The organism is Streptomyces sp. NPDC002623 (assembly GCF_053592635.1).
In genome coordinates this window covers 39,952-60,278 of record NZ_JBSFWB010000026.1, presented here as the reverse complement: position 1 = coordinate 60,278, position 20,327 = coordinate 39,952, and the positions used below count along the sequence as shown (strand labels likewise).

The 20,327-nt window shown below is 69.1% G+C and carries 16 protein-coding genes; 12 read left to right on the top strand and 4 right to left on the bottom strand.

Annotation, left to right across the window (positions count from 1 at the left end; translation table 11 throughout):
• Positions 1-38: 38 nt before the first annotated feature.
• From ACWD4O_RS35440 to ACWD4O_RS35410, 7 genes are all read left to right on the top strand, one after another.
• Entirely contained in the window at positions 39-1,358 is a 1,320-nt protein-coding gene (locus tag ACWD4O_RS35440; protein ID WP_451286314.1) for an FMN-binding glutamate synthase family protein, read from the top strand.
• Positions 1,355-2,443 carry an FAD-dependent oxidoreductase gene (locus tag ACWD4O_RS35435; protein ID WP_451286312.1) on the top strand — a complete coding sequence of 363 codons (1,089 nt, stop codon included), beginning with the start codon at positions 1,355-1,357 and terminating at the stop codon, positions 2,441-2,443. Before ACWD4O_RS35440 ends, ACWD4O_RS35435 begins: the two co-directional genes overlap by 4 nt.
• Before the next feature lie 9 nt (positions 2,444-2,452).
• Positions 2,453-3,067: a helix-turn-helix domain-containing protein gene (locus ACWD4O_RS35430; protein WP_451286310.1), complete on the top strand. Its 615-nt coding sequence runs from the start codon at positions 2,453-2,455 to the stop codon at positions 3,065-3,067.
• A gap of 320 nt (positions 3,068-3,387) precedes the next feature.
• Positions 3,388-4,596 carry a serine hydrolase domain-containing protein gene (locus tag ACWD4O_RS35425; RefSeq protein WP_451286308.1) on the top strand — a complete coding sequence of 403 codons (1,209 nt, stop codon included), beginning with the start codon at positions 3,388-3,390 and terminating at the stop codon, positions 4,594-4,596.
• Between the two features lie 417 nt (positions 4,597-5,013).
• Positions 5,014-5,358 carry a hypothetical protein gene (locus tag ACWD4O_RS35420; protein WP_451286306.1) on the top strand — a complete coding sequence of 115 codons (345 nt, stop codon included), beginning with the start codon at positions 5,014-5,016 and terminating at the stop codon, positions 5,356-5,358.
• Positions 5,355-5,663 carry an ATP-binding protein gene (locus tag ACWD4O_RS35415; RefSeq protein ID WP_451286433.1) on the top strand — a complete coding sequence of 103 codons (309 nt, stop codon included), beginning with the start codon at positions 5,355-5,357 and terminating at the stop codon, positions 5,661-5,663. Before ACWD4O_RS35420 ends, ACWD4O_RS35415 begins: the two co-directional genes overlap by 4 nt.
• A gap of 196 nt (positions 5,664-5,859) precedes the next feature.
• Positions 5,860-7,179 (top strand): aspartate aminotransferase family protein, encoded by a 1,320-nt coding sequence (locus ACWD4O_RS35410; RefSeq protein ID WP_451286432.1) that lies wholly within the window; start codon positions 5,860-5,862, stop codon positions 7,177-7,179.
• 339 nt (positions 7,180-7,518) lie between these two features.
• Here ACWD4O_RS35410 and ACWD4O_RS35405 read toward each other — a convergent pair whose 3' ends face one another.
• Positions 7,519-8,286: an alpha/beta hydrolase family protein gene (locus tag ACWD4O_RS35405; RefSeq protein WP_451286430.1), complete on the bottom strand. Its 768-nt coding sequence runs from the start codon at positions 8,284-8,286 to the stop codon at positions 7,519-7,521.
• A gap of 98 nt (positions 8,287-8,384) precedes the next feature.
• Positions 8,385-9,425: a hypothetical protein gene (locus ACWD4O_RS35400; RefSeq protein ID WP_451286304.1), complete on the bottom strand. Its 1,041-nt coding sequence runs from the start codon at positions 9,423-9,425 to the stop codon at positions 8,385-8,387.
• Positions 9,426-9,895: 470 nt separating this feature from the next.
• Here ACWD4O_RS35400 and ACWD4O_RS35395 point away from each other — a divergent pair, with 470 nt between their 5' ends.
• The 5 genes from ACWD4O_RS35395 to ACWD4O_RS35375 all read left to right on the top strand — a co-directional run bounded on the left by ACWD4O_RS35395 (position 9,896) and on the right by ACWD4O_RS35375 (position 17,142).
• On the top strand, positions 9,896-10,387 hold the full coding sequence (locus ACWD4O_RS35395; protein WP_451286303.1) for an ATP-binding protein: 492 nt from the start codon (positions 9,896-9,898) through the stop codon (positions 10,385-10,387).
• A gap of 412 nt (positions 10,388-10,799) precedes the next feature.
• Positions 10,800-12,272, top strand: a complete 1,473-nt coding sequence (locus ACWD4O_RS35390; protein WP_451286301.1) for an MFS transporter — start codon at positions 10,800-10,802, stop codon at positions 12,270-12,272.
• Positions 12,273-12,382: 110 nt separating this feature from the next.
• On the top strand, positions 12,383-13,309 hold the full coding sequence (locus ACWD4O_RS35385) for a GNAT family N-acetyltransferase (protein ID WP_451286299.1): 927 nt from the start codon (positions 12,383-12,385) through the stop codon (positions 13,307-13,309).
• Positions 13,310-13,334: 25 nt separating this feature from the next.
• Entirely contained in the window at positions 13,335-14,339 is a 1,005-nt protein-coding gene (locus ACWD4O_RS35380) for a threonine ammonia-lyase (RefSeq protein WP_451286297.1), read from the top strand.
• Positions 14,340-14,484: 145 nt separating this feature from the next.
• Entirely contained in the window at positions 14,485-17,142 is a 2,658-nt protein-coding gene (locus ACWD4O_RS35375; RefSeq protein WP_451286295.1) for a LuxR C-terminal-related transcriptional regulator, read from the top strand.
• A gap of 159 nt (positions 17,143-17,301) precedes the next feature.
• Here ACWD4O_RS35375 and ACWD4O_RS35370 read toward each other — a convergent pair whose 3' ends face one another.
• Together ACWD4O_RS35370 and ACWD4O_RS35365 are read right to left on the bottom strand one after the other, a co-directional pair.
• Positions 17,302-19,467: an MMPL family transporter gene (locus ACWD4O_RS35370; protein ID WP_451286293.1), complete on the bottom strand. Its 2,166-nt coding sequence runs from the start codon at positions 19,465-19,467 to the stop codon at positions 17,302-17,304.
• A gap of 222 nt (positions 19,468-19,689) precedes the next feature.
• Positions 19,690-20,280: a TetR/AcrR family transcriptional regulator gene (locus tag ACWD4O_RS35365; RefSeq protein ID WP_451286291.1), complete on the bottom strand. Its 591-nt coding sequence runs from the start codon at positions 20,278-20,280 to the stop codon at positions 19,690-19,692.
• Positions 20,281-20,327 lie beyond the last annotated feature (47 nt).

Genomic DNA, 20,327 nt, shown 5'->3' with positions numbered 1-20,327 from the left:
AGACCTTGTACCAGACCTCTCACCGGAGGAGTCCAGCCTTGGAACCCGCATCCCACGGTCTGCGTGAGTCGGCGACCTTCGACCGCGCCACCATCCACGCCATCCAGCGCGCCGCCGAGACCGGCATCTACGACATCAGGGGCTGGGGCGCCAAGCGCAGGCTCCCGCACTTCGACGATCTGCTGCTGCTCGGCGCCTCCATGTCCCGCTACCCGCTCGAGGGTTACCGCGAGCGCTGCGACACGGACATCGTCCTCGGCGGCCGGCACGCCAAGACCCCCCTCCGACTCGCCACCCCCGTCACCATCGCCGGCATGAGCTTCGGGGCCCTCTCCGCGCAGGCCAAGGAAGCCCTCGGCCGGGGAGCGTCCGACGTCGGGACCTCGACCACGACCGGCGACGGCGGCATGACCCCCGAGGAGCGCGGGCACTCCAAGCACCTCGTCTACCAGTACCTGCCGTCCCGCTACGGAATGAACCCCGACGACCTGCGCGCCGCCGACGCCATCGAAGTGGTCCTCGGCCAGGGCGCCAAGCCCGGCGGCGGAGGCATGCTGCTCGGACAGAAGATCACCGAACGGGTCGCCGGCATGCGCACCCTGCCCGTCGGCATCGACCAGCGCAGCGCCTGCCGCCACCCCGACTGGACCGGCCCCGACGACCTCGCCATCAAGATCCTCGAACTGCGCGAGATCACCGACTGGCAGAAGCCGATCTACGTCAAGGTCGGCGCGACGCGCACGTACTACGACGTCAAGCTGGCCGTGCACGCGGGTGCCGACGTCGTGGTCGTCGACGGCATGCAGGGCGGCACCGCCGCCACCCAGGACGTCTTCATCGAGCACGTCGGCATCCCCACCCTGGCCGCCCTGCCCCAGGCGGTGCGTGCCCTGCAGGAGCTGGGCGTCCACCGAGAGGTCCAGCTGATCGTCTCGGGCGGCGTCCGTTCCGGCGCCGACATGGCCAAGGCCCTCGCCCTGGGCGCGGACGCCGTCGCCATCGGCACCGCCGCGCTCATCGCACTCGGCGACAACCACCCCAAGTACGACGCCGAGTACCGCGAACTCGGCTCCGCCGCAGGCTACTTCGACGACTACCAGGACGGCCGCGACCCGGCCGGCATCTCCACCCAGGACGAGGAACTCGCCGCCCGCCTCGACCCCGTCGAGGGCGGCCGCCGGCTCGCGAACTACCTCCGGGTCATGACGATGGAGGCCCAGACCCTCGCCCGCGCCTGCGGCAAGGCCCACCTCCTCCACCTGGAACCCGAGGACCTGGTCGCCCTCACCATCGAGTCCGCGGCCATGGCCCGCGTCCCCCTCGCCGGTACCGACTGGATCCCCGGGAGCGGGCTGTGATCGCCGTCGTCGGCGCCGGGCTCATGGGCGCGGCCACCGCCTGGCAGCTTGCCCGGCAGGGCCACGAGGTCACGTTGATCGAGGCGTACGACATCGGCCACAAGCACGGCAGTTCGCACGGCAGCTCACGCATCGTCCGACGGGCGTACGCCGACCCCTTCTACGTCGGGCTGACCGGGCAGGCGTACGAGCAGTGGCGCGAACTGGAACACGACAGCTCGACTCCCTTGCTGCGCATGACAGGCGGCCTCGACATGGGCGAGGATCGCGACCCGAAGGCCATCGCCGACCTGCTTGCCGCGGCCGGCGTACCCCACGAACTCCTCGGCCCGGAAGAGGCCTCGGAGCGCTGGCCGTACATCCGTATCACCGGTCCGGTGCTGTACCACCCGGACGCCGGCGTGGTCGACGCCGACCAGACCGTTGCGGCCTGCGTCCGGCGGGCGATCGAGCACGGCGCGGACGCGATCATCGGCGCGCGCGTCACGAGCATCGACGTCCAGGGCGGCGAGAGGGTGCTCCTGCGCACCGACGACGGCCACGAGATCGTCGCCGACACGGTGGTGATCGCCGCCGGCGCCTGGCTGCCCGAGCTCCGACTTCCCGTCCCGCTGACGCCGTTGGAGGTGACCCAGCAGCAGGTCTTCCACTTCCGCCAGCGGGACCCGTCCGTAAAGTGGCCGACCCTGATCTGGGACGGGGCACTGCACCTGTACTGCCTGCCTTCGGGCAGCGACGGCGGCCTGCTCCCCGCCGTCAAGGTCGCCGAGCACGATCGCGGCACGCCCACCACCGCCCGCACCCGCGACGGGGTCGTCGACCAGTCGTCGCGGACGCGGGTCAGCGGCTTCGTACGGGACCGCCTCCCGGGTCTCGAACCCGACCCGGTGGCCGAGGCGAGCTGCCTCTACACCACCACCCCCGACGAGGACTTCGTCCTCGACCGCCACGGCCCCTTCGTCATCGCCTCCGCGTGCAGCGGCCACGGTGCCAAGTTCGCCCCGCTCATCGGGGCCATGGCCGCTGACCTCGCCACCGGCCGCGCCGAACCCCACCCGCGCTTCCGCCTGGACCGCCGGGGCTAGAATTCGCCGGTGAGCGAGCACCCCAGCCCCGCAGAGGACTCCGACGACAAGGCCCTGGAGCGCATCATCGCGGTCCGGGCCCGCGAGTACCGCCAGGCGGCCGGGGTCTCGGTCGGTGAGATGGCCCAGCGGGTCGGCATCTCCAAGGCCATGCTCTCGAAGATCGAGAACGCCCAGACCGCGTGCAGCCTCACCACCCTCTCCCGGCTCGCCCGCGGTCTGGACGTCCCGGTGACGGCCCTCTTCCGTGGCATGGACGACGAGCGCGAGGCGGTCTTCGTCCCCGCCGGCCACGGCGCCCGGATCGTCCGGCGCGGCACCAGGGTCGGCCATGAGTACGCCCAGCTCGGCTCGCTGCGGGGCGCCCACAAGCGGATGGACGCCCTGCTGGTCACGCTGACCGAGCAGAGCGAGGTCTTCCCGCTCTTCCAGCACGCCGGAACCGAGATCATCTACATGCTGGAAGGAGTCATGGCGTACGGCCACGGCAAGTCCAGCTACACCCTCCGGCCCGGCGACGCCCTCCAGTTCGACGGCGAAGCGCCGCACGGCCCTGAACGCCTCGTCGAACTGCCGATCCGCTTCCTGACCGTGACGGCCTTCGGGGACAGCCCGCAGCACTGAAGCCCGGCTGTGTTCAGCCACGGAGCGGGCGACGACGGACGACGGGATGCCTGGCCAGGGCGGCTGCCAGTGGCTCCATCAGGGGTGGACCCGGAGGACAGTTTGACCGGGGCCCACGGGGGCCGGTGGAAGCCTGCCGCACAGTGGCAAACAGCGCGTCGCTCCGCGGAGCTGCTGCCCTCCGCCCTTTCCACAGAGGCGGCGACCCGACCCGGCCACCCATGCCCGACTGGGCTGTTTGCAGCAACAGGAAGCGGCACCGGTATCCACGGCCGGTGAAGCTTGACCTGCACTGCCGTCGCCCACCTTCAGGAGCCTCGATGCCTCTGCGCCCCGCACGACCTCTTCGTGCCGTCCTGCGTCCACGTCTGGGGCCCGTGTTCGTCATCGCGGCCGCCTCTTTGGCGGTACTGGTACCGGCCACCGCGGGCACCGCCGCCGGGCCGGCGACCGCCGCAGGGCCGGCGGACGACCGTGCGCTGCAGCGTCAGATCGAGCGGCTCGTGAGTGAGCCGGGCGGTCCGCCTGGAATCATCGCCGTGCTGCGCGACGGCCGGCAGACCCGCGTGTTGCGGGCCGGTGTCGCCGACCTGGCAACGGGCCGCCTGCCGCATGAGAAGGACCATATGCGGATCGCGAGCACGGCCAAGGCCTTCAGCGGAGCGGTGGCCCTGTCCCTCGTCGACCGCGGCGCACTGGGTCTGGACGACACCTTGCACGAGCGCCTCCCGCAGCTCCCGGACGCCTGGGCCCAGGTGACACTGCGGCAGCTGCTGAACCACACCAGCGGCCTGCCGGACTACTCGCAGGCCCCCTCGTTCACCGCGGTGGTCGTAGCCGACCCGCGCCACCACTTCGACTCCCGCCGCCTGCTCGACTACGTGTCCGGCGAGCGCCTGCGGTTCAACCCGGGCAGCCGGTACGAGTACTCCAACTCCGACAACATCGCCGTCGCCCTGATGGCCGAGGCGGCCACCGGCACCCCGTACGAACAACTCCTGCGGCGACTGGTCTACCGGCCGCTGGAGCTGCGTGACACCAGCCTCCCGCAGGGCTACCGCATGCCCGAGCCCTACCTGCACGGGTACGACGTGAGTGACCCCGCGTCCCCGCAGGACGTCAGCGAGCTCGTCAGCGCCTCCGGTGCATGGGCATCCGGGGGCATCATCTCCACTCCGGTCGACATGACCCGCTTCATCCGCGGCTACGCCTCAGGCGCGCTCTACGGCAAGGGCGTCGTGTGGGAGCAGCGCCGGTGGATCGCGGGTGCCTCCCAACCCGCCGGTCCGGGACGCAACACCGCGGGACTGGGCATCTTCCGCTACACGACACGGTGCGGCGTCGTACTGGGCCACACCGGCAACTTCCCGGGCTACACGCAACTCGTGGCCGCCACTCCCGACGGCCGGCGCTCACTGACGTTCTCGGTCACGAGCCAGATCAACGGGACCAACGATCCCGCACGGCTCGAGCGGCTGCGCGCCGTCCAGGAAGACTTCGTCTGCGCACTGCTGCGCGACGGGCGGTGAGCATGCGGCGTTGTCACCCAAGGCCGGCTCTCGTGGGCGTGTTCGGCGAGGACGGGACGCCCTGACGTTCGCGGACTGTGGTCGCGCGAGTGGGACCAGGCCGGCCGCCCCGAACCGGGCGGCCACCGCGTCCTGCGCGCCGACGAGCTGGAGATCCAACCCGTCGATGGAGCTTTCCCACACCGCCAGGTACGTCTCCTTCCACCCCTCGACCGTCTCGGCCTCGGGCAGCGAGGCCCCCACGTAGCCCTGGTGGGCCAGGAGGGTCAGCAGCTCCAGGTTGGCCGGGGGAGGTTCCGGCGCCGTGTTCGCACCAGCCACCCGCAAGATCATCGCGTACATGGCAGACTGATCCTGCAGGTTGCGGCCGGGCAGGAGCGCTCTCGGGCAGTCCAGTTGCCGGGGCAGGGAGGACACATGGGCGGAAACGATCCGCACATCCATGTCGAGGCGAAGGTAGTCCGCGGGAATGCCGTGGTCCGGAACATGCTGGCATCCACGTTCGGTCTGGCCGGCGACCTGCCGAGCCTCGTCGCTTCTGGATGCGGGCTGCGGGTGCCGTACGCGATGACCTCCGCGCGGTCGGATCGCGTCACCTGCCTGGCTTGCCGTGAGCATGCACGGCGCGAGCACCTCCGCTTTGCGGAGGAGGTCGAACGCTTGAGCCGCATGCCCGGATCCACCGTCAGCCCCGCTCAGGGGAGGCTGGCCGCAGACAGGCATCGCGACCTCGCGCAGGGGTTTTCTGACGCGGAGGGCTGAGTCCGTGGCTGGGACAACGACAGCCTGGATCCGGCGAGAATCTCGACTTCCGGCGCGAGTTCGTTGCCGGCCGCCGGGTCGCCTTCGTGGTTGCCTCGGGCCGCCGCGAACGCGCCTCGGTGATCGTGACCAGCAACAAGCCCTTCGGGCGACGGGACGAGGTCTGCGGCGACAACACGGTCGCCGCAGCGGTGATCGACCGTCTCGTCCGTCACGCCGAGGTGATCTCGTTGAAGGGCGACCTCAGCTACCGCATGTGCGGCCGTGCCCTCGGGCGGGTTCGCGCGGTCGGCACCGGGGAATGACCGACGTCGACTGACGTAGCGGGGTCGTTTTCTCACCTGTCGGATGTGGGTGACGAGTCGCGCGTAGCCGACATGTGGGTCCGCACCATGATCGCGCGTGGGTCGACGCGCTGGGGGAAAACATGAACGACGAGACAGATCCCGGGATGCGCGGGCTGTGCGAGGTGTCCGTGTCGGGTCGATCGCCCCGGTCGTGATGAGGGTTCCCGGACCGGACGGAGCGTCGTCCCTCCACTCGCCCGTCGACCCGCCCACTCCCGACTCGGCGCTGCCGGACGCCAGCCTCGGCGCGTTCCGCCTGCCCGACGAACTGTCCTTCGTGATCGCGGCGGGCGCCGGATCACGGATCAGGACCACGCGCGGGCGCGAGCTCATCGACCTGGTGATGAGCTGCGGGCCGCTCGTCCTCGGGCATGCGCATCCGCGTGTCGTGGAGGCGGTCGAGCGTCAGCTGCGCGACGGCACGACGTACTACTACCTCAACGCGCCGGCGGCCCGGCTGGCGCAGCGGATCGTCGAACTGGTCCCGTGCGCCGATGCGGTCAAGTTCTGCGCGTCGGGGAGCGACGCGACCTTCAGCGCGCTGCGGCTCGCCCGGCGCGCGACCGGCCGCGACATGATCCTGAAGTTCGATGGCGGGTACCTGGGCTCGCACGACTACGGACGGGCGGTCGAAGGCCCCGCCTGCGGAGGCGTTCCGGCCGCGGTCGCCGCGGATGTGCTGCACGCCCCGTTCAACGACCTCGCCCAGGCCGCCCGGTTGGCCGAGGCCCATCGAGAGCGCCTCGCCGCGATCATCGTGGAGCCGGTGCAGCGCGCGATCGAGCCGGCCCCCGGCTTCCTCTCCGGGCTGCGCGCCGTGTGCGACCGGATCGGTGCCGTGCTCGTCTTCGACGAGGTCGTGACGGGTTTCCGGCTCGCTCTCGGCGGCGCTCAAGAGCTGTACGGCGTGATCCCGGACCTGTGCGCGCTCGGCAAGGCGCTCGGCGGGGGACTCCCGATCGGCGCGGTCGCCGGCCGGCGGGAGCTGATCGAACTCGCCGCCGCCCGGCCGATCGAGGCCGCCGGGGGGTCGCACGAACCCGATGTCTACGTCAGCGGATCCACGCTCGGCAATCCCCTGTCGTGCGCGGCGGGGCTCGCCACGCTGCGTGTCCTGGAGGACGAGGACGGGATCAGCCGCATGGCCGAGTCGGGCCGGGCGCTGCGCGGGCGCCTGCTGGATGTGGCGGCCGAGTTCGGCGTCGAGCTCCAGGTGATCGGCCCGGGCGCGTTCATCGAACCGGTCTTCGGCCCCGGGCCCGTCGTCGACCAGCGTTCGTACGAGGAGCAGGACCGGGTTGCCTCGCGCGCCTTCGGCCTCGAACTCATCCGGGCAGGGGTGTTCGCCTACCCCGGCTTCAAGATGTACCTGTCGACGGCCCATGACCAGCGAGACCTGGACGAGATTGCCGACCACGCGCGGACGGCGATGCGGCGGGTGCGCGACGACGGCCTCCTGCGGGGACAGCCGTGAGCGGCGGGGGAGATCGAAATGAGCCGGGAAGGGGTTGGATCGGCCGTGTCTGAAACGCCCGTGTCCGCACGTGGATGATCATCGCACCGGGTGAGCGGACCGGGCGGAGCTTTGGTGCCGTCAAAGCTGGGTTCTGGCACAGATCTTGGGGAGCGGTCGCGGAGAGTGGCGGTATCGCGTTCGAATGCGTGGTTCCCCATGCCGCGCTGTCCCACTGGTCGGGAACAGACGGCGACCATGACCGGGCCTGCTAGGTGATGGACATCGTTGGAGTCCTCGCACTGCAGGTACCGCTCGGCACCTCGGGTGCTCCACGCCGACCCCTTCTCCGCCGAGGGGTCAGCCAAGGTGCTGCTGGAAGAAGGCGGCCGCCTCCTTGCCGACCCGCACGCGGACAGCCGGGTCGGCAGGTTGCGGGGCGAAGAAGTCGTCGTGGCGGACATGGGGCCCGGCCGAGCAGCCACTCGCTGTGGGGATGTGCTCCAGATACGGCCTGGTGTCGACTTCGTACGGATTGACTGTGTCCGCCCCGCCCCAGCGGATGCCCACAGGCACCCGCACGGTTGCCAGGCTTTCCGGGGTCACGAGACCGCCGACTCCGGGGGCCACTTGGAAGACCGCCCGCACTCGCGGATCCGAGAGGTCTGCTGCGGCGGCATCCAGCGCACGTCGTGACGACTCGTTGAGCGGGTGCTTCTTCCGCAGCGCCTCCAGCGCGCCGGGGAACTCGGGGATCTCCGGCAGCGGGACTGCCCCCGTCAGTACCGCCCACAGGATCTGCGGATCGACACGGGCCCCGGCGAGCGCCGCCGCCGTATAGCCGCCGAGGGAGAAACCCGCCACACCGACCGGACCGAGCGGTTGTTCCTGGGCGAATGCTTCGAGGACGAAGGAGACGTCCCGGGGCCTTTCCCATACATGGAGAAAGCCCTCCGGCTCGTAGCCGTCGATGTAGTTGTTGCCGTGGTGATCAAGGGCAACGACCCGGAAACCCGCCTCGTGCAGCGGTCGTACCAGCCACTCCATGTCACTGCCGGAACCTCCGGTGCCGTGAGAGACGACGACCAGCGGAGCGGGTGCAGGCTGTGGGCGGCTCGGCTCCCACAGGTAAACACGGACAGGACGCGGACGAGCCGGATCCCGCAGGTCACTTCGGGACTCATCGTGCAGGACCTGTATCCGCGGCTGTCCCTGTCCAGAGATCGTCATGGCGACATCGTAGGGAGGTCGCCCGCCCTAAGAGGTCCCATCGATCTTTCCGTTGAGTTGTCGTGTCCAGCGAGAGACCGGTTTTGGTGAGGCAACCGTCGATGAAGTCGGTACGTCGTTGGATGTGGCGCAGGCCGCTGCGCGGTCCAGGTCGTTTGGGCGCTGCTTCCGGTCGCGGTCAGCGTGACGGCCGAGCCCGCGATCTCCTCCCAACGCAGATGAGGGTCGGGAACGGCCGGGTTCGCCTGCTCGACCACAGCGCGAACCGACGGACGGCTGCTCGCCGCCGCCGAAGTCCCCGTGTACGCCGGTCCCCTTACCGAGACCGTCGCCGTGCCGGAACCGCGCACAAGGGTGGCCTTGCGCTCCGGACTGAGCTGGACCAGCGGGGCCTGGACAACCTTGGACACCGAGTAGCCGTCGAGCGAGTGCGGCTGGTAGCGCACCAGCGCCAGACGCACGAACGGAAGCCACGCCGCGAGCGGCGTCCCGTTCGGCGCGACCAGCTCGACGTCGGCATACCAAAGGTCGCGGGCCGCGTCGAAGGAGACGTCATGGCCGGCGATCGTGACCGTCGTGCCGGATACCTCTGCCAAGGTCACGCCGGTGGCCGACTCGGCCGTGCGAGGGAGTGACGCCAGCCGCGGGTAGGGAGGCAGGACGAAGTCCGTCACCGTGGGGTCCACACCCTGCATGGTGAGGTACGGGCGCAAGGCCTGGGGCGGTTCGGTGCTGCTGCTCACCAGCACCACACCGAGCTTCTCCCCGGCGCCGGAGGACCACCAGGGACGCTCCAGACAGATGCGGACGGCGTTACCGCGACGCCTGCTCTGGTCGGTTGCCGGGGCGTCCCAACGGAACAGTGGCACGACCTGTCGCACGACCGGAGGCGCGGGTTGCGCGGTGCTCAGGACGGTGATCTCTTCCTCGTCCGAGGAGAAGTTCTCGTCCGGAGCACCTGGATCAAGGGCGAGTGGACCGACGACGTCCTCTTCGGGCTGCTCGCCTCTGAGTACTGTGCCGTGCGGGAGGACCACGGCCGGTAGCGTCACCGAAGGCCGGTCGGCCCGGCACGGCTTTCCACCTCGCGCCAAGGCTGTCCGACTCAGAAGCCTTTGGCTCGGGGGACTGCGGAGTGGAGCTCGTCGAGGAGTGCGCGGCCTTCCGAGTCGTCGCTGACTCCGATGTAGAACGACGCCACGTCTTGTTCACCCGACCACAGCGCCGTGACGCTCGTCCCGAAGTCGTCGAGGGGCAACCTGCCGAACCGCCCGGCCGAGGCGGCAGCCTCGCGGACCGACCGGCGGAAGGCGCGTTCACCAGTACTGCGGTTGCGGCGGACGAGTAGGTGGTGCTGGCCGGGCTATGTCTCGGCGACGACTCGCCATGCCGCATATATCCATTTCGGTAGAAATGAGCAGATTGAGTATGGCTTGCTCAATCGTCACGGTGGTGCGTGGCCGTCTCCTGGAGTGGTCGGAAACCCGCTCCCAAGGTCGTGATCATCATGAGTCCCACCGCGCAAGCCGTCGCCGGCACTCCCACCCGAGTCCCCACCGCCTTGGTGAAGCCCAGGCTGTCCACGGCGGCTCGGACCGCCCTGGCATGGGGTCTGCCGCTGGAACGTGATCTTTCGTCCCCCTCTACCGCCCGCCGCGAGGCCCGCAGGGTGATGAATTCCTGGGGGCTCGAAGGCGAGATTCTGGATGACGCTCTGCTGGTCGTCTCGGAGCTGGTCACCAATGCGGTGCAATATGCTCTGCCGCCCATCAGCCTGTCTCTCCACCTCTCCGACGACCAGGATTTGCTCGTCGACGTGTCCGACGGCGGCCCTTCCCTTGTCGACGACGGGTGGACCGCAGACCGTCCTGCCGACGAACACGGGCGCGGCGGTGTTATCGTCGGCGCCCTGACCGCGGGCGCCGGTGAAATAAATCGGCATGACGGAGCCGTCCACCGTTGGGCCGCCGTGGGGTCACCCGACGATTACCGGTCCTGAGCTCGCAGCCGTAGAGCTGCTCCGGTCCGGCCCTCGCCCGTTGCCCCGGCTCCAGTTAAGTACCCGTTACTCATTTCCACCGCCGAGCCCCTTGAGACCCTGGTGGTAAGCCTGGTTAGGCGGACTATCTCAACCGGGGCGAGCCTCAGGACAGCAGCCGAAAGAACAGCTTCACTCACGCTGACTTCAGAGGATCATCTCGCGGGGCAATAAAGCTCTCGAATGGATAGAGCGCTGAGCGCTGTTCTGAGGACAGGTCGGGGCGCACCGTCTATTTACCAGTTTCGATTTAAGGATATTCCTCGTGAATGGCCTCCCCAATCCAGACCGGGCCGGCGCACCGGCGCGCGTGGTTCGCCAGGGTGCGGTTCTCGCCGTGACCTGCCTGGCACTGGCGACCGTCGTATCGGCGATGGCATCGCTGAACGTGGCGTTGCCCGACATCGCCCGTGAGACGCATGCCAACCAGACCGAGCTGTCGTGGATCATCGACGCCTACAGCCTGATCTTCGCCTCTTTCCTGCTGCTCGCGGCGACCCTCGGCGACCGCTTCGGCCGTCGCAAGGCGCTCCTGGCCGGGCTCGGACTGTTTGCGGGAGTCTCGCTGGGCGCGACCTTCGCAACCGACCCGGTCGTCCTGATCACCCTTCGCGCGGTCCTGGGCATAGCAGCGGCGTTCGTCATGCCTGCCACACTGTCGACGATCACCAGCACCTTCCCTCGAGCTCAGCAGGCGCGTGCCGTCAGCGTCTGGGCGGCGGTCGCGGGAGCCAGCGCCGTGCTGGGACTGCTCGCCTCCGGCGCGGTGCTCGAAGTGTGGTCGTGGCGGTCGGTGTTCTGGCTGAACGTGGTCCTGGCAGGAGCGTCGTTCATCGGCACCTACCTCTTCGTGCCCGAGTCCGCGCAGCCGGGCAAGCAGCGCATCGACGTGGTCGGGGCAGTACTCACGGTGGTGGGACTGGGTGCGCTGGTCTACTCGGTCATCCAGGCGCCCGAGCACGGCTGGGGCAGCGCCCGCACCCTGGTGGGCATCGGTGTCGGGCTCGCCGTGCTGATCGGGTTCGTCGCCTGGGAACTCAGGCACCCGCACCCCCTGCTGGACCCGCGGCTGTTCCGCCACATGCCGTTCGCGGCCGGATCGCTGTCGATCACGCTCCAGTTCTTCGCGTTCTTCGGATTCATCTTCGTCGTCATGCAGTACCTCCAACTGGTACGCGGCGACAGCGCTCTGATCGCTGCCGTCAGCGTGCTGCCGATGTCCGCGGCGATGATTCCCAGCGCCCGCCTGAGCCCGCGACTGGTCGCCCGGCGCGGTGCGCGCGGCCCCTGGACCGTGGGTCTCCTCCTGGTCGCCACCGGCCTGATCGTGCTCGCCCAACTCGACGCCGACAGTTCGTACTGGCTGATGGTGGGCGGGCTCGTGCCGCTCGGCGCGGGCATGGGGCTGGCCATGACCCCGGCCACCGCGGCCATCACCGACGCACTGCCTCCTCGCCTGCAGAACGTGGGTTCCGCCGTGAACGACCTGTCCCGCGATCTCGGCGGCGCCCTCGGCATCGCCGTCCTCGGCAGCGTCCTGAACGCCGGATACCGCGACGAGCTCGACCTCACAGGACTCCCGGCCCCCGTCGCGGAGGCAGCCCGCTCGTCCCTCGCGGCGGCCAACCATGTGGGCCTCGCCACGGGCAACTCGTCACTGATCGAAGAGGCTCGTGACGCCTTCGCCTCCGGAATGCACCTCGCCCTCATCAGCGGCGCCGGAGCCACACTGCTGGCTGCCGTCGTTGTCACCTTCCTGCTTCGCCGGGCAGGCAAGACCAGCACGGTTGTCGGAGAGACGCCGGACAGCGACACGGGCCACCGATTGGCGAAGTCGGTGCGGTAGCAGGTAGCAGGTAGCAGGTAGTCGGTAGCCGACTGACGCCATGTCACACGCGCTACCGGGCGGGGCCTCGCACCGCGGGGCCTCGCCCGGTAGCGAGATAAGGACCCACCATGACCACTCCGAGGCACCCCCAGCGGGTGCACCACTCCCCGTCTCCGCAGCAACTGCCCGAGCCCCTTGTGGCCCTCGCCTCGGCCTTCGCCCTGCTGGGCAGACGCTGGAACGGCCTGATCATCGCGGCCGTGGCCAAAGGCCCGGCTGACTTCGCGCAGGTGCGCGAGCGCGTGCCCGGCATCAGCGACCGCATGCTCTCCCGCCGCCTCCGGGAGCTGACCATGGCCGGCCTTGTGACCGGCACTGCCCAGCCGGGCGCGTCACCGTGCACCCACTACACGCTCTCTTCCCATGGTGCGGCTTCTCTCATCCCCCTGGCCGCCCTGACAGTGTGGGCGCAGGACCACGTCACCGCGATGGGGACGCCGTCCCCCGGGCTCCCCGAGCGCGGTGCGCGCAGCCGTCCCGACCTTGTGGTGAGCGAGTTGGACCTGGCGGACGAGGCGACGGCGGCGGCAGTGCACCGGATCGGCCGCCGCGCGTATGCCGTCGAGGCCGAACTGATCGGTTTCGACGGCATACCGGCCCTGCGCGAGAGTCTGGAGGAGATGCAGGCACAGCCTTTGCGCTGGCTCGGGGCGAAGACGGACGGCGGACAGATCGTCGCCTTCGTCGCCTGGCAGCACCTGGCCGCGGACGGCGGCATCGACATCGCGCGCGTGTGCGTCGATCCCGCATGGTTCCGGCACGGTGTGGCGTCACGACTGCTGGAGCACCTCTTGGCCACCCCTGCCCCCAGCGGGCATGTGCTGGTGAGCACAGGCGCCGACAACTCTCCCGCCATCGCCCTCTACGAGCGCCATGGCTTTTCCCGCGTGGGCACCACCGAACCCGCCCCCAACCTGCGTATGGCCCAGTTTCGGCTCACCCGGCAGCACGCGGAATCCGGAGCCGACGATTCCGGGCCACAGCGGGCATCATGAGCGACCGTCGAATTGAGGCCGGCCAATGACTCTCGTGACGTTCAATGACATCTATGCGGCCGGCCAGCGCCTGGCGCATGCGGTGTCCCATACATCGTTGCTCAAGGCGTCCTGGGCGTCGTGCGCCCACCGTTCCCTGCTTCTGAAGCCCGAGAACCTGCAGATCACAGGTTCGTTCAAGATCCGCGGCGCTTACAACCGCTTGTCGCGGCTGTCCGAGGCCCAGAAGGCACGAGGGGTCATCGCGCGGTCAAGCGGAAACCATGGCAAGGCCCTCGCTCACGTGGCGCGCCAAGAAGGCGTGAAGGTCACCATCGTCATGCCGGCCACTGCGGCCAAGGCCAAAGTCGACGGCGTTCTCGAATACGGGGCCGAGGTGAAGTTCGCCCCTCTCGAAGAGTGCGCCAAGGTCACCGAGGAGCTGGCCGAAAAGCACGGCTATGTCATCATCCCGCCATTCGACGACCTCGACATCATCGCCGGCCAGGGGACGGTCGGCCTCGAAATCGCCGAGGAGGCGGTTGCCCGGGGGCTGGACGTCGACACGGTGCTGGTGCCGGTCAGCGGAGGCGGCCTGATCTCCGGTGTCGCGGCGGCGCTGAAACTCACCAGGCCCGGAGTGCGAGTGGTGGGCGTAGAGCCGGAGTTGGCGGCCGACGCCAGGGAAAGCCTGCGCACCGGCAGGCGGGTGACCTGGCCGACTCAGCGCGTCAGCAGAACCCTGGCCGACGGGATGCAGATGAGTACCGTGGGCGTGCACCCCTTTGAGCACATGCAAGTACTCGTCGACGACATCATCACCGTCACCGAGGAGGAGATCTGTTCAAGCGTAGCTGTCCTGGCACGGCAGGCCGGCATGATCGCCGAGCCTTCCGGGGCCGTCACGACGGCGGCATATCTCTATCACGAGCGCGACCTTCCGGCCGGTGCCGCGCACGTTGCGATAGTCAGCGGTGGAAATATCGATGCCGACCTCCTCGAATTGCTGCTGAAAGAACCCCCGGTCCCGTTCGTGGGTTGTTGCCATTAGCCGGAGCGCATCGACGGGGTGACCCACTGCTTGAGGGTCGCACTGGACGGCGCGTATGCTGGGTACGCCCGAGTTCACACTGAGTAAGTGATTACCTGCCCTGCATGGGACGGCTCTGTGGGCCGCCGGCAAGGAAGGGGCGCGGATGAAGAAGATTGGTGTCGGACAGCGTCCGCTGGCAGGGCGCGACTCCGAACTTCGCCTCTACCGAGCTGCGTTGGCCGACCCGGAGTGCAGAGGTTTCGCGATCTTCGGACCGCAAGGCGTCGGAAAGTCGAGACTGGCTGACGAATTCCTCAAAGTGGGCGCAGAGGACGGATGGAAAACACTCCGCGTAACTGCCACGAGGGGAGCGTCGACTGTCCCCTTCGGTGCTATCGCGCACCTCATTCCAGTCGGAGTGGCCGCTACCGATATTGCCGCGGTTTTCACCGGAGTCGCATCCGGTCTCGACGAGAAGATGAGAGAAGGGACTCTGCTTCTCGTGGAGGACATTCCCCTGCTGGACCAGTCCTCTCTCATCATCGTTCAACGGCTTTCCGATGCGGGGAAGATATTTCTGATATCGACCATGCGTGACGGAGAGCGTGAAAATCCGGACGCTGATTCCCTGACCAGGGGGTACGGTTTCCGGCAAATAAACCTCAAGAATCTCAACCAGGACTCGATCCATCGCCTGCTCGAGTCCACTCTTGAGGGAGCCGTGAGCCGGCGGACCTCGTACGAGTTGTACTTGAAGAGCGCAGGGAACCCGCTGTTTCTCCGCGAACTTGTCTTTGCCGCACTCGAGTCTGGGTTCATGAAGAACGACGGCGAGGTCTGGGAGCTGGAACCGGCGGCGGAATCCGCCACGACCACACCGCAACTCGTCGATCTGGTCGAGTCCAGGCTCTCGGCCATCTCGGCCGAGGGGCGCGCTCTTCTTGAGGTGATCTCCGTGTGCGGTGAGGTCTCACTCGATGGCGTCGTCCCCCGGGAAAAGCAGGAAGACGCCCTGATGGAACTCGAGTCCGAGGGCCTGGTGAACATTGCCCTCGACGGGCGTCGTACACGCATCGACCTGGCGCACCCCATCTATGGCGAGGTTCTCCAGAGGAACATGCCTCCCTTCAAGCGGAGACGCGTGTACCTCAATCAGGTCGCCTCACTGGAAGCTCATGGTCTACGGCGTCGTGACGACTTCTTCCGGTCGGTCGCCTGGCGTGTCGAGGCGACCGGATCGGCGGAGACGGATCACCTCGTCTCGGCCGCCAGGCTCGCCCGGGACGCGCACAGCTACACCCGAGCCGTACAGCTTCTGGAGGCCGTACCGCGGCCGGAGAGAACCGCTGCCCGACTCCTCCTTCTGGGGCACTGCCTTGCTCAGGCCGGCAGGACAGAAGAGGTCGAGGACGTGCTCGTCCAGGCTCAGGGGCTGGCCGTCGGCGAGGACGAGATCCTCGACGTCGCCTTTGCCCGGGTGCAGAACCTGTTCTGGGTCCAGGGCGGCAAGACCGAGGCATTGAACGTGATCGCCGAGGCCGGGCGGCACGCCCGCAGTTCATCGGCGCTGTTCCGGATTCGCTCTGCCGAGGCCACCATCCGCATCGCCTGCGGTGATCCGCAGGCCGGCCTGGACGCCCTAGGCGAGATCGACTACGACGTCGAGGATCCCGCAGAGATCAACGTGCTGCTGCTGAGCCTCATGTACCAGTCCCCGGGACTGACCATGACCGGCCGTACGGCCGAGGCCATCAGCACTGCCGAGAACGCGTACAAGGTCAACCTCAAGTACCACGATCAGGCGCTCTACCTGCACCCTTCCGCCCAGCGCAACGGCCTGATCTTCGCGCTCGCCGAGGCCGGCCGACTGCCGGAGGCCCGGGCCGTGGGCGACCTCGCCCTGGGGGAGCTCATGGCCGCGCGAGCCCAGGTGCCCCATGTGTGGACGGCACTGCAGATGGCACGCGCCGAATGGCTTTCGGGACATCCGCGTTCGGCCAGGCACTGGTACGCGGAGTCGGTCGCCCTGGCCAGGTCGCATGGTCAGACGCTGGCGATGCGACCCGCTCTGTGCGGCCTCGCGGCGGCCGCTGCGCAGGTGAACGACACCGTCAGCGCGCGCAAGGCCATCGACGAAGCAGCGCGGTACCCCCATGTCGGCCTGTTCGTGGGAGAAGACGACCTCGCCACGGCCTGGCTCTTCGTCGCCGAAGGGAAGCTCGCAGCCGCGCGCGAGGTACTCGAGGCAGCCGCGGCCACGGCCCGCGCAGCCGGGGTTCTGAGTTCGGAAGCCGCGCTCCTCACCGATGTCGCCCGACTGGGTGACGCGCGGCAGGCGGTGAGCAGACTAGGGGAACTCGCAGACGTCTGCGACTCGGCTTTCACGCGTGCTCGGGCCGGCTATGCCGGAGCGCTGGCCGCGAACGACCCGGCTGCCTTGGAAGCCGCGTCCGTCTCGTTCGAGGAGATGGGGGCAGACCTGCTCGCGGCGGAGGCGTCCGCGGCGGCTGCCGCGGCGTGGAAGCGCGCGGGCGAGGCCCGCAAGTCCACAGCCGGCGCCAACCGGACCGCCCGGCTCGCTGTCCGGTGTGAGGGCGCCCGGACTCCCGGCTTGACCATGGCCCTCGAACCGGCTGCGACACTGACGGCCCGTGAGCGAGAAATCGCTGTCCTGACCAGCTCCGGCGCATCGGCGCAAGCTGTGGCGGAGGCGCTCTCGATTTCCCGGCGGACCGTGGAGAACCACCTGTACAGCGTTTACAGCAAGCTGGGCGTCTCTACTCGCGCAGAGCTCAAGAAAGCGCTGGAGGCAACGAACTGAGCCGCTCGGCTCGTGCGGTGCGCCCTGCACTTCGAGAACCGGTCGAGAGCGGGGGGGGGAGGGCCGTGCCGCCTGCAGTGACGGCATGGCCCCTTTTCCGATCGGTGGCGGCACCGACCGCGCGGCACAAGGCCCCGAGATCCCCGGGCCGTCCCGGGTTCAGACGGAGATCAGTTCGCGGTCCTCGTCCGGACCACCCGCGCTCCGGGACGTCTCCTTGTTGAGCCGCTCGCCCTCGACGTCGACGTTGGGCAGACTCCGCTCCAGCCGGCGCGGCAGCCACCAGGCCCGTCGGCCGAGCAGGGCCAGTACGGCCGGAACGATCGCCATGCGGACCACGAAGGCGTCGAAGAACACCGCGATCGCGAGTCCGAAACCGATCATCTTGATCATCTGCTCGCTGGATCCGATGAAGCCCGCGAAGACCGCGATCATGATGACGGCCGCCGCGATCACCACGCGGGCACTGTGCCGGAAGCCGGTGACAATCGCCTCCCCGGGCTGTTGGCCGTGGACGAACGCCTCGCGCATCCGCGTGACCAGGAAGACCTCGTAGTCCATGGCGAGGCCGAAGACCACGCCGATCATGAAGATCGGCATCATCGACATGACCGGGCCGGTCTGCTCGACGCCGAACAGCGAGCCGAGCCAGCCCCACTGGAAGACGGCCACGACGGCGCCGAGCGCGGCGACGACCGAGAGCAGGAAGCCGAGCGCCGCCTTGAGCGGCACGAGCACCGAGCGGAACACCACCATCAGCAACAGGAACGCGAGGCCGACGACCAGCGCGAGGTAGGGCAGCAGCGCGTCGCTCATCTTCTGCGAGAAGTCGGTGTTCAACGCGGTCGCACCGGTGACATAGACGTGGTCGCCGCTTCTGTCCCGGATCTCGTGGACCAGGTCCTCGGTGGCAAGCGAGGACGGCCGGCCCTTCGGGATGACCGTGATCATGGCCGTGTCGCCGGCCTTGTTGAGGGTCGGCGGGGCGACCGCGGCCGCGCCGTCGAGATTCCGGATGAGCTCGATCGCCCGGTCGGCCTCGGCCCGGTCGCCGTCGACGACGACCGTCAGCGGGCCGTTGAAGCCGGGGCCGAAGCCGTCGGAGAGCAGGTCGTACGCCTTGCGCTGGGTGGTGCTGACGGGCTGCGAGCCGTCGTCGGGCAGGCCGACCTCCAGCGAGGCGGCCGGCACGGCGATCGCGCCGAGGCCGACGACGCCGACGAGCAGGACGGCGACCGGGTGACGGAGCACCAGACCCGCCCAGCGGGCACCCACGTTCGGCTTGCCGGAGACGGCCTTGCCCCGGCGGACCTTGCGGCCGAGGACCCGGTCCCCGGCGAAGCCCAGCAGGGCCGGAATCAGGGTGAGCGCGATGAGGACCGCGATGACGACGGTACCGGCCGCGGCGAGGCCCATCTTGGTGAGCAGGGGGATGTTGACGACGGCCAGGCCCACGAGGGCGATGACCACGGTCAGGCCGGCGAAGACCACGGCCGAGCCCGCGGTGCCGGCGGCCCGTCCGGCGGCCTCCTCCTTCTCGCGTCCCTCGGTCAGTTCCGCGCGGTAGCGGGAGACGATGAACAGCGCGTAGTCGATGCCGACCGCGAGGCCGATCATCATGGCGAGCGTCGAGGTGGTCGTGCCCAGGTCGAGGGCTGCGGCCAGCGCCGTGATCGTGGAGATGCCGATGCCCACGCCGACGAGCGCGGTGAGCAGCGGCAGACCCGCGGCGATCAGCGACCCGAAGGTGACGACCAGGACCACCCCGGCGATCACCACACCGATGATCTCCCCGGCGCCCGTCTCCGGCGTGGCCTGGAGCGCGTCGCCGCCGATCTCGACGGTGAGCCCGTCGTCCCGGGCCTGCGCACCGGTCTCCTTCAGGGCGTCGAGGGTGTCGTCGGTCAGCTCCATGGAGCCGACCCGATAGGTGACGGACACGTACGCCGTCGAGCCGTCCTTCGACACCGCCTGCGCCGTGTACGGGTCGGTGACGGAGGCGACCTGGCCGGAGCCGGACTTCAGCGCGGCGACCGCGTCGGTGACGTCGTCCCTGGGGCCGGCGTCCGTCATCTTCTCGCCGGCGGGCGCCTTGAAGACGACGCGGGCGGTGGAGCCGTCGGCACTGCCACCGGGGAAACGTTCGTCCAGCAGGTCGAAGGCCTTCTGGGCCTCCGTGCCCGGGACGGAGAAGGACGACGAGGTGGCAGCCGGCGCGGACGCCGCGCCGAAGCCGGCGAGCGCCAGTAGGGCCACCCACATGAGGGCCACAAGCCTGCGGCGACGGAAGGACAGCCGCCCTAGTCTGTAGAGAAACGAGGCCACGAGGGCTCCCTGTTCATTGAGGGGGACGAGAGGAACAGGGTCGGCCTGCCTCCTTGACCACTCAGGTCAGAGAGCTGCGCCGCACCTCAGGCGCGGGTCCTCTCAGGTACTCATCGTCCTTCCGGCTCCGAGCCCCTCACATGAGTAAACGATGCCTACAAATGCCCGCTGGGCGCTGGGCGCTGGGCGCTGGGCGCCGGGAGCCGGGCGCCGGGGGCGGGCTCAGGGCGTCTGGTTCGACTTGAGGGTGGCCTCGATGGCCGGGGCCAGGCCGTCCTCGATCTCGTCCCGGGTGAGGGCGGTCACCGCAGGAAGGCGCAGCAGGTAGCGGGTCAGCCCGAGGCCGAGGAGCTGGGAGGAGACCAGGCCCGCCCGTCGTGCGGCGAGTTCGGGGCCCAGGGCCGCGACCAGCGCCGGGGCGATCTGCGTCGCGAAGATCTCGTGCATCCGGGTCGCGGCATGTTCGTTGGTGACCGCCGAGCGCAACAGGACCAGCAGCGCGTCGTCGGCCGGGTCGCCCTCCCAGCGTTCCAGGAAGTGCCGTACCAGCGCTCGTGCCAGTTCGTCCGGCGCGACGGCTGTGAGGTCCGGCAGGCGCAGGTCGATGGCCAGCGCCGCGTCGAAGAGCTGGGCCTTGTTGCCGAAGTAGCGCATGACCATCGACGGGTCGATGTCGGCGTCGGCGGCCACCGCGCGGATGGTGGTGCGTTCGTAGCCCGCGGCGGCGAATCGCTCACGCGCGGCGCGCAGGATCGCGGCTCTGGTCCGGTCGGAACGCTTGTCTGTGCTGGTGGTCTCAGTGCCCGGCATCATGCCAACAATTGTAGGCCAACGACGGTTGACTTTCCAGCGCGGATCCA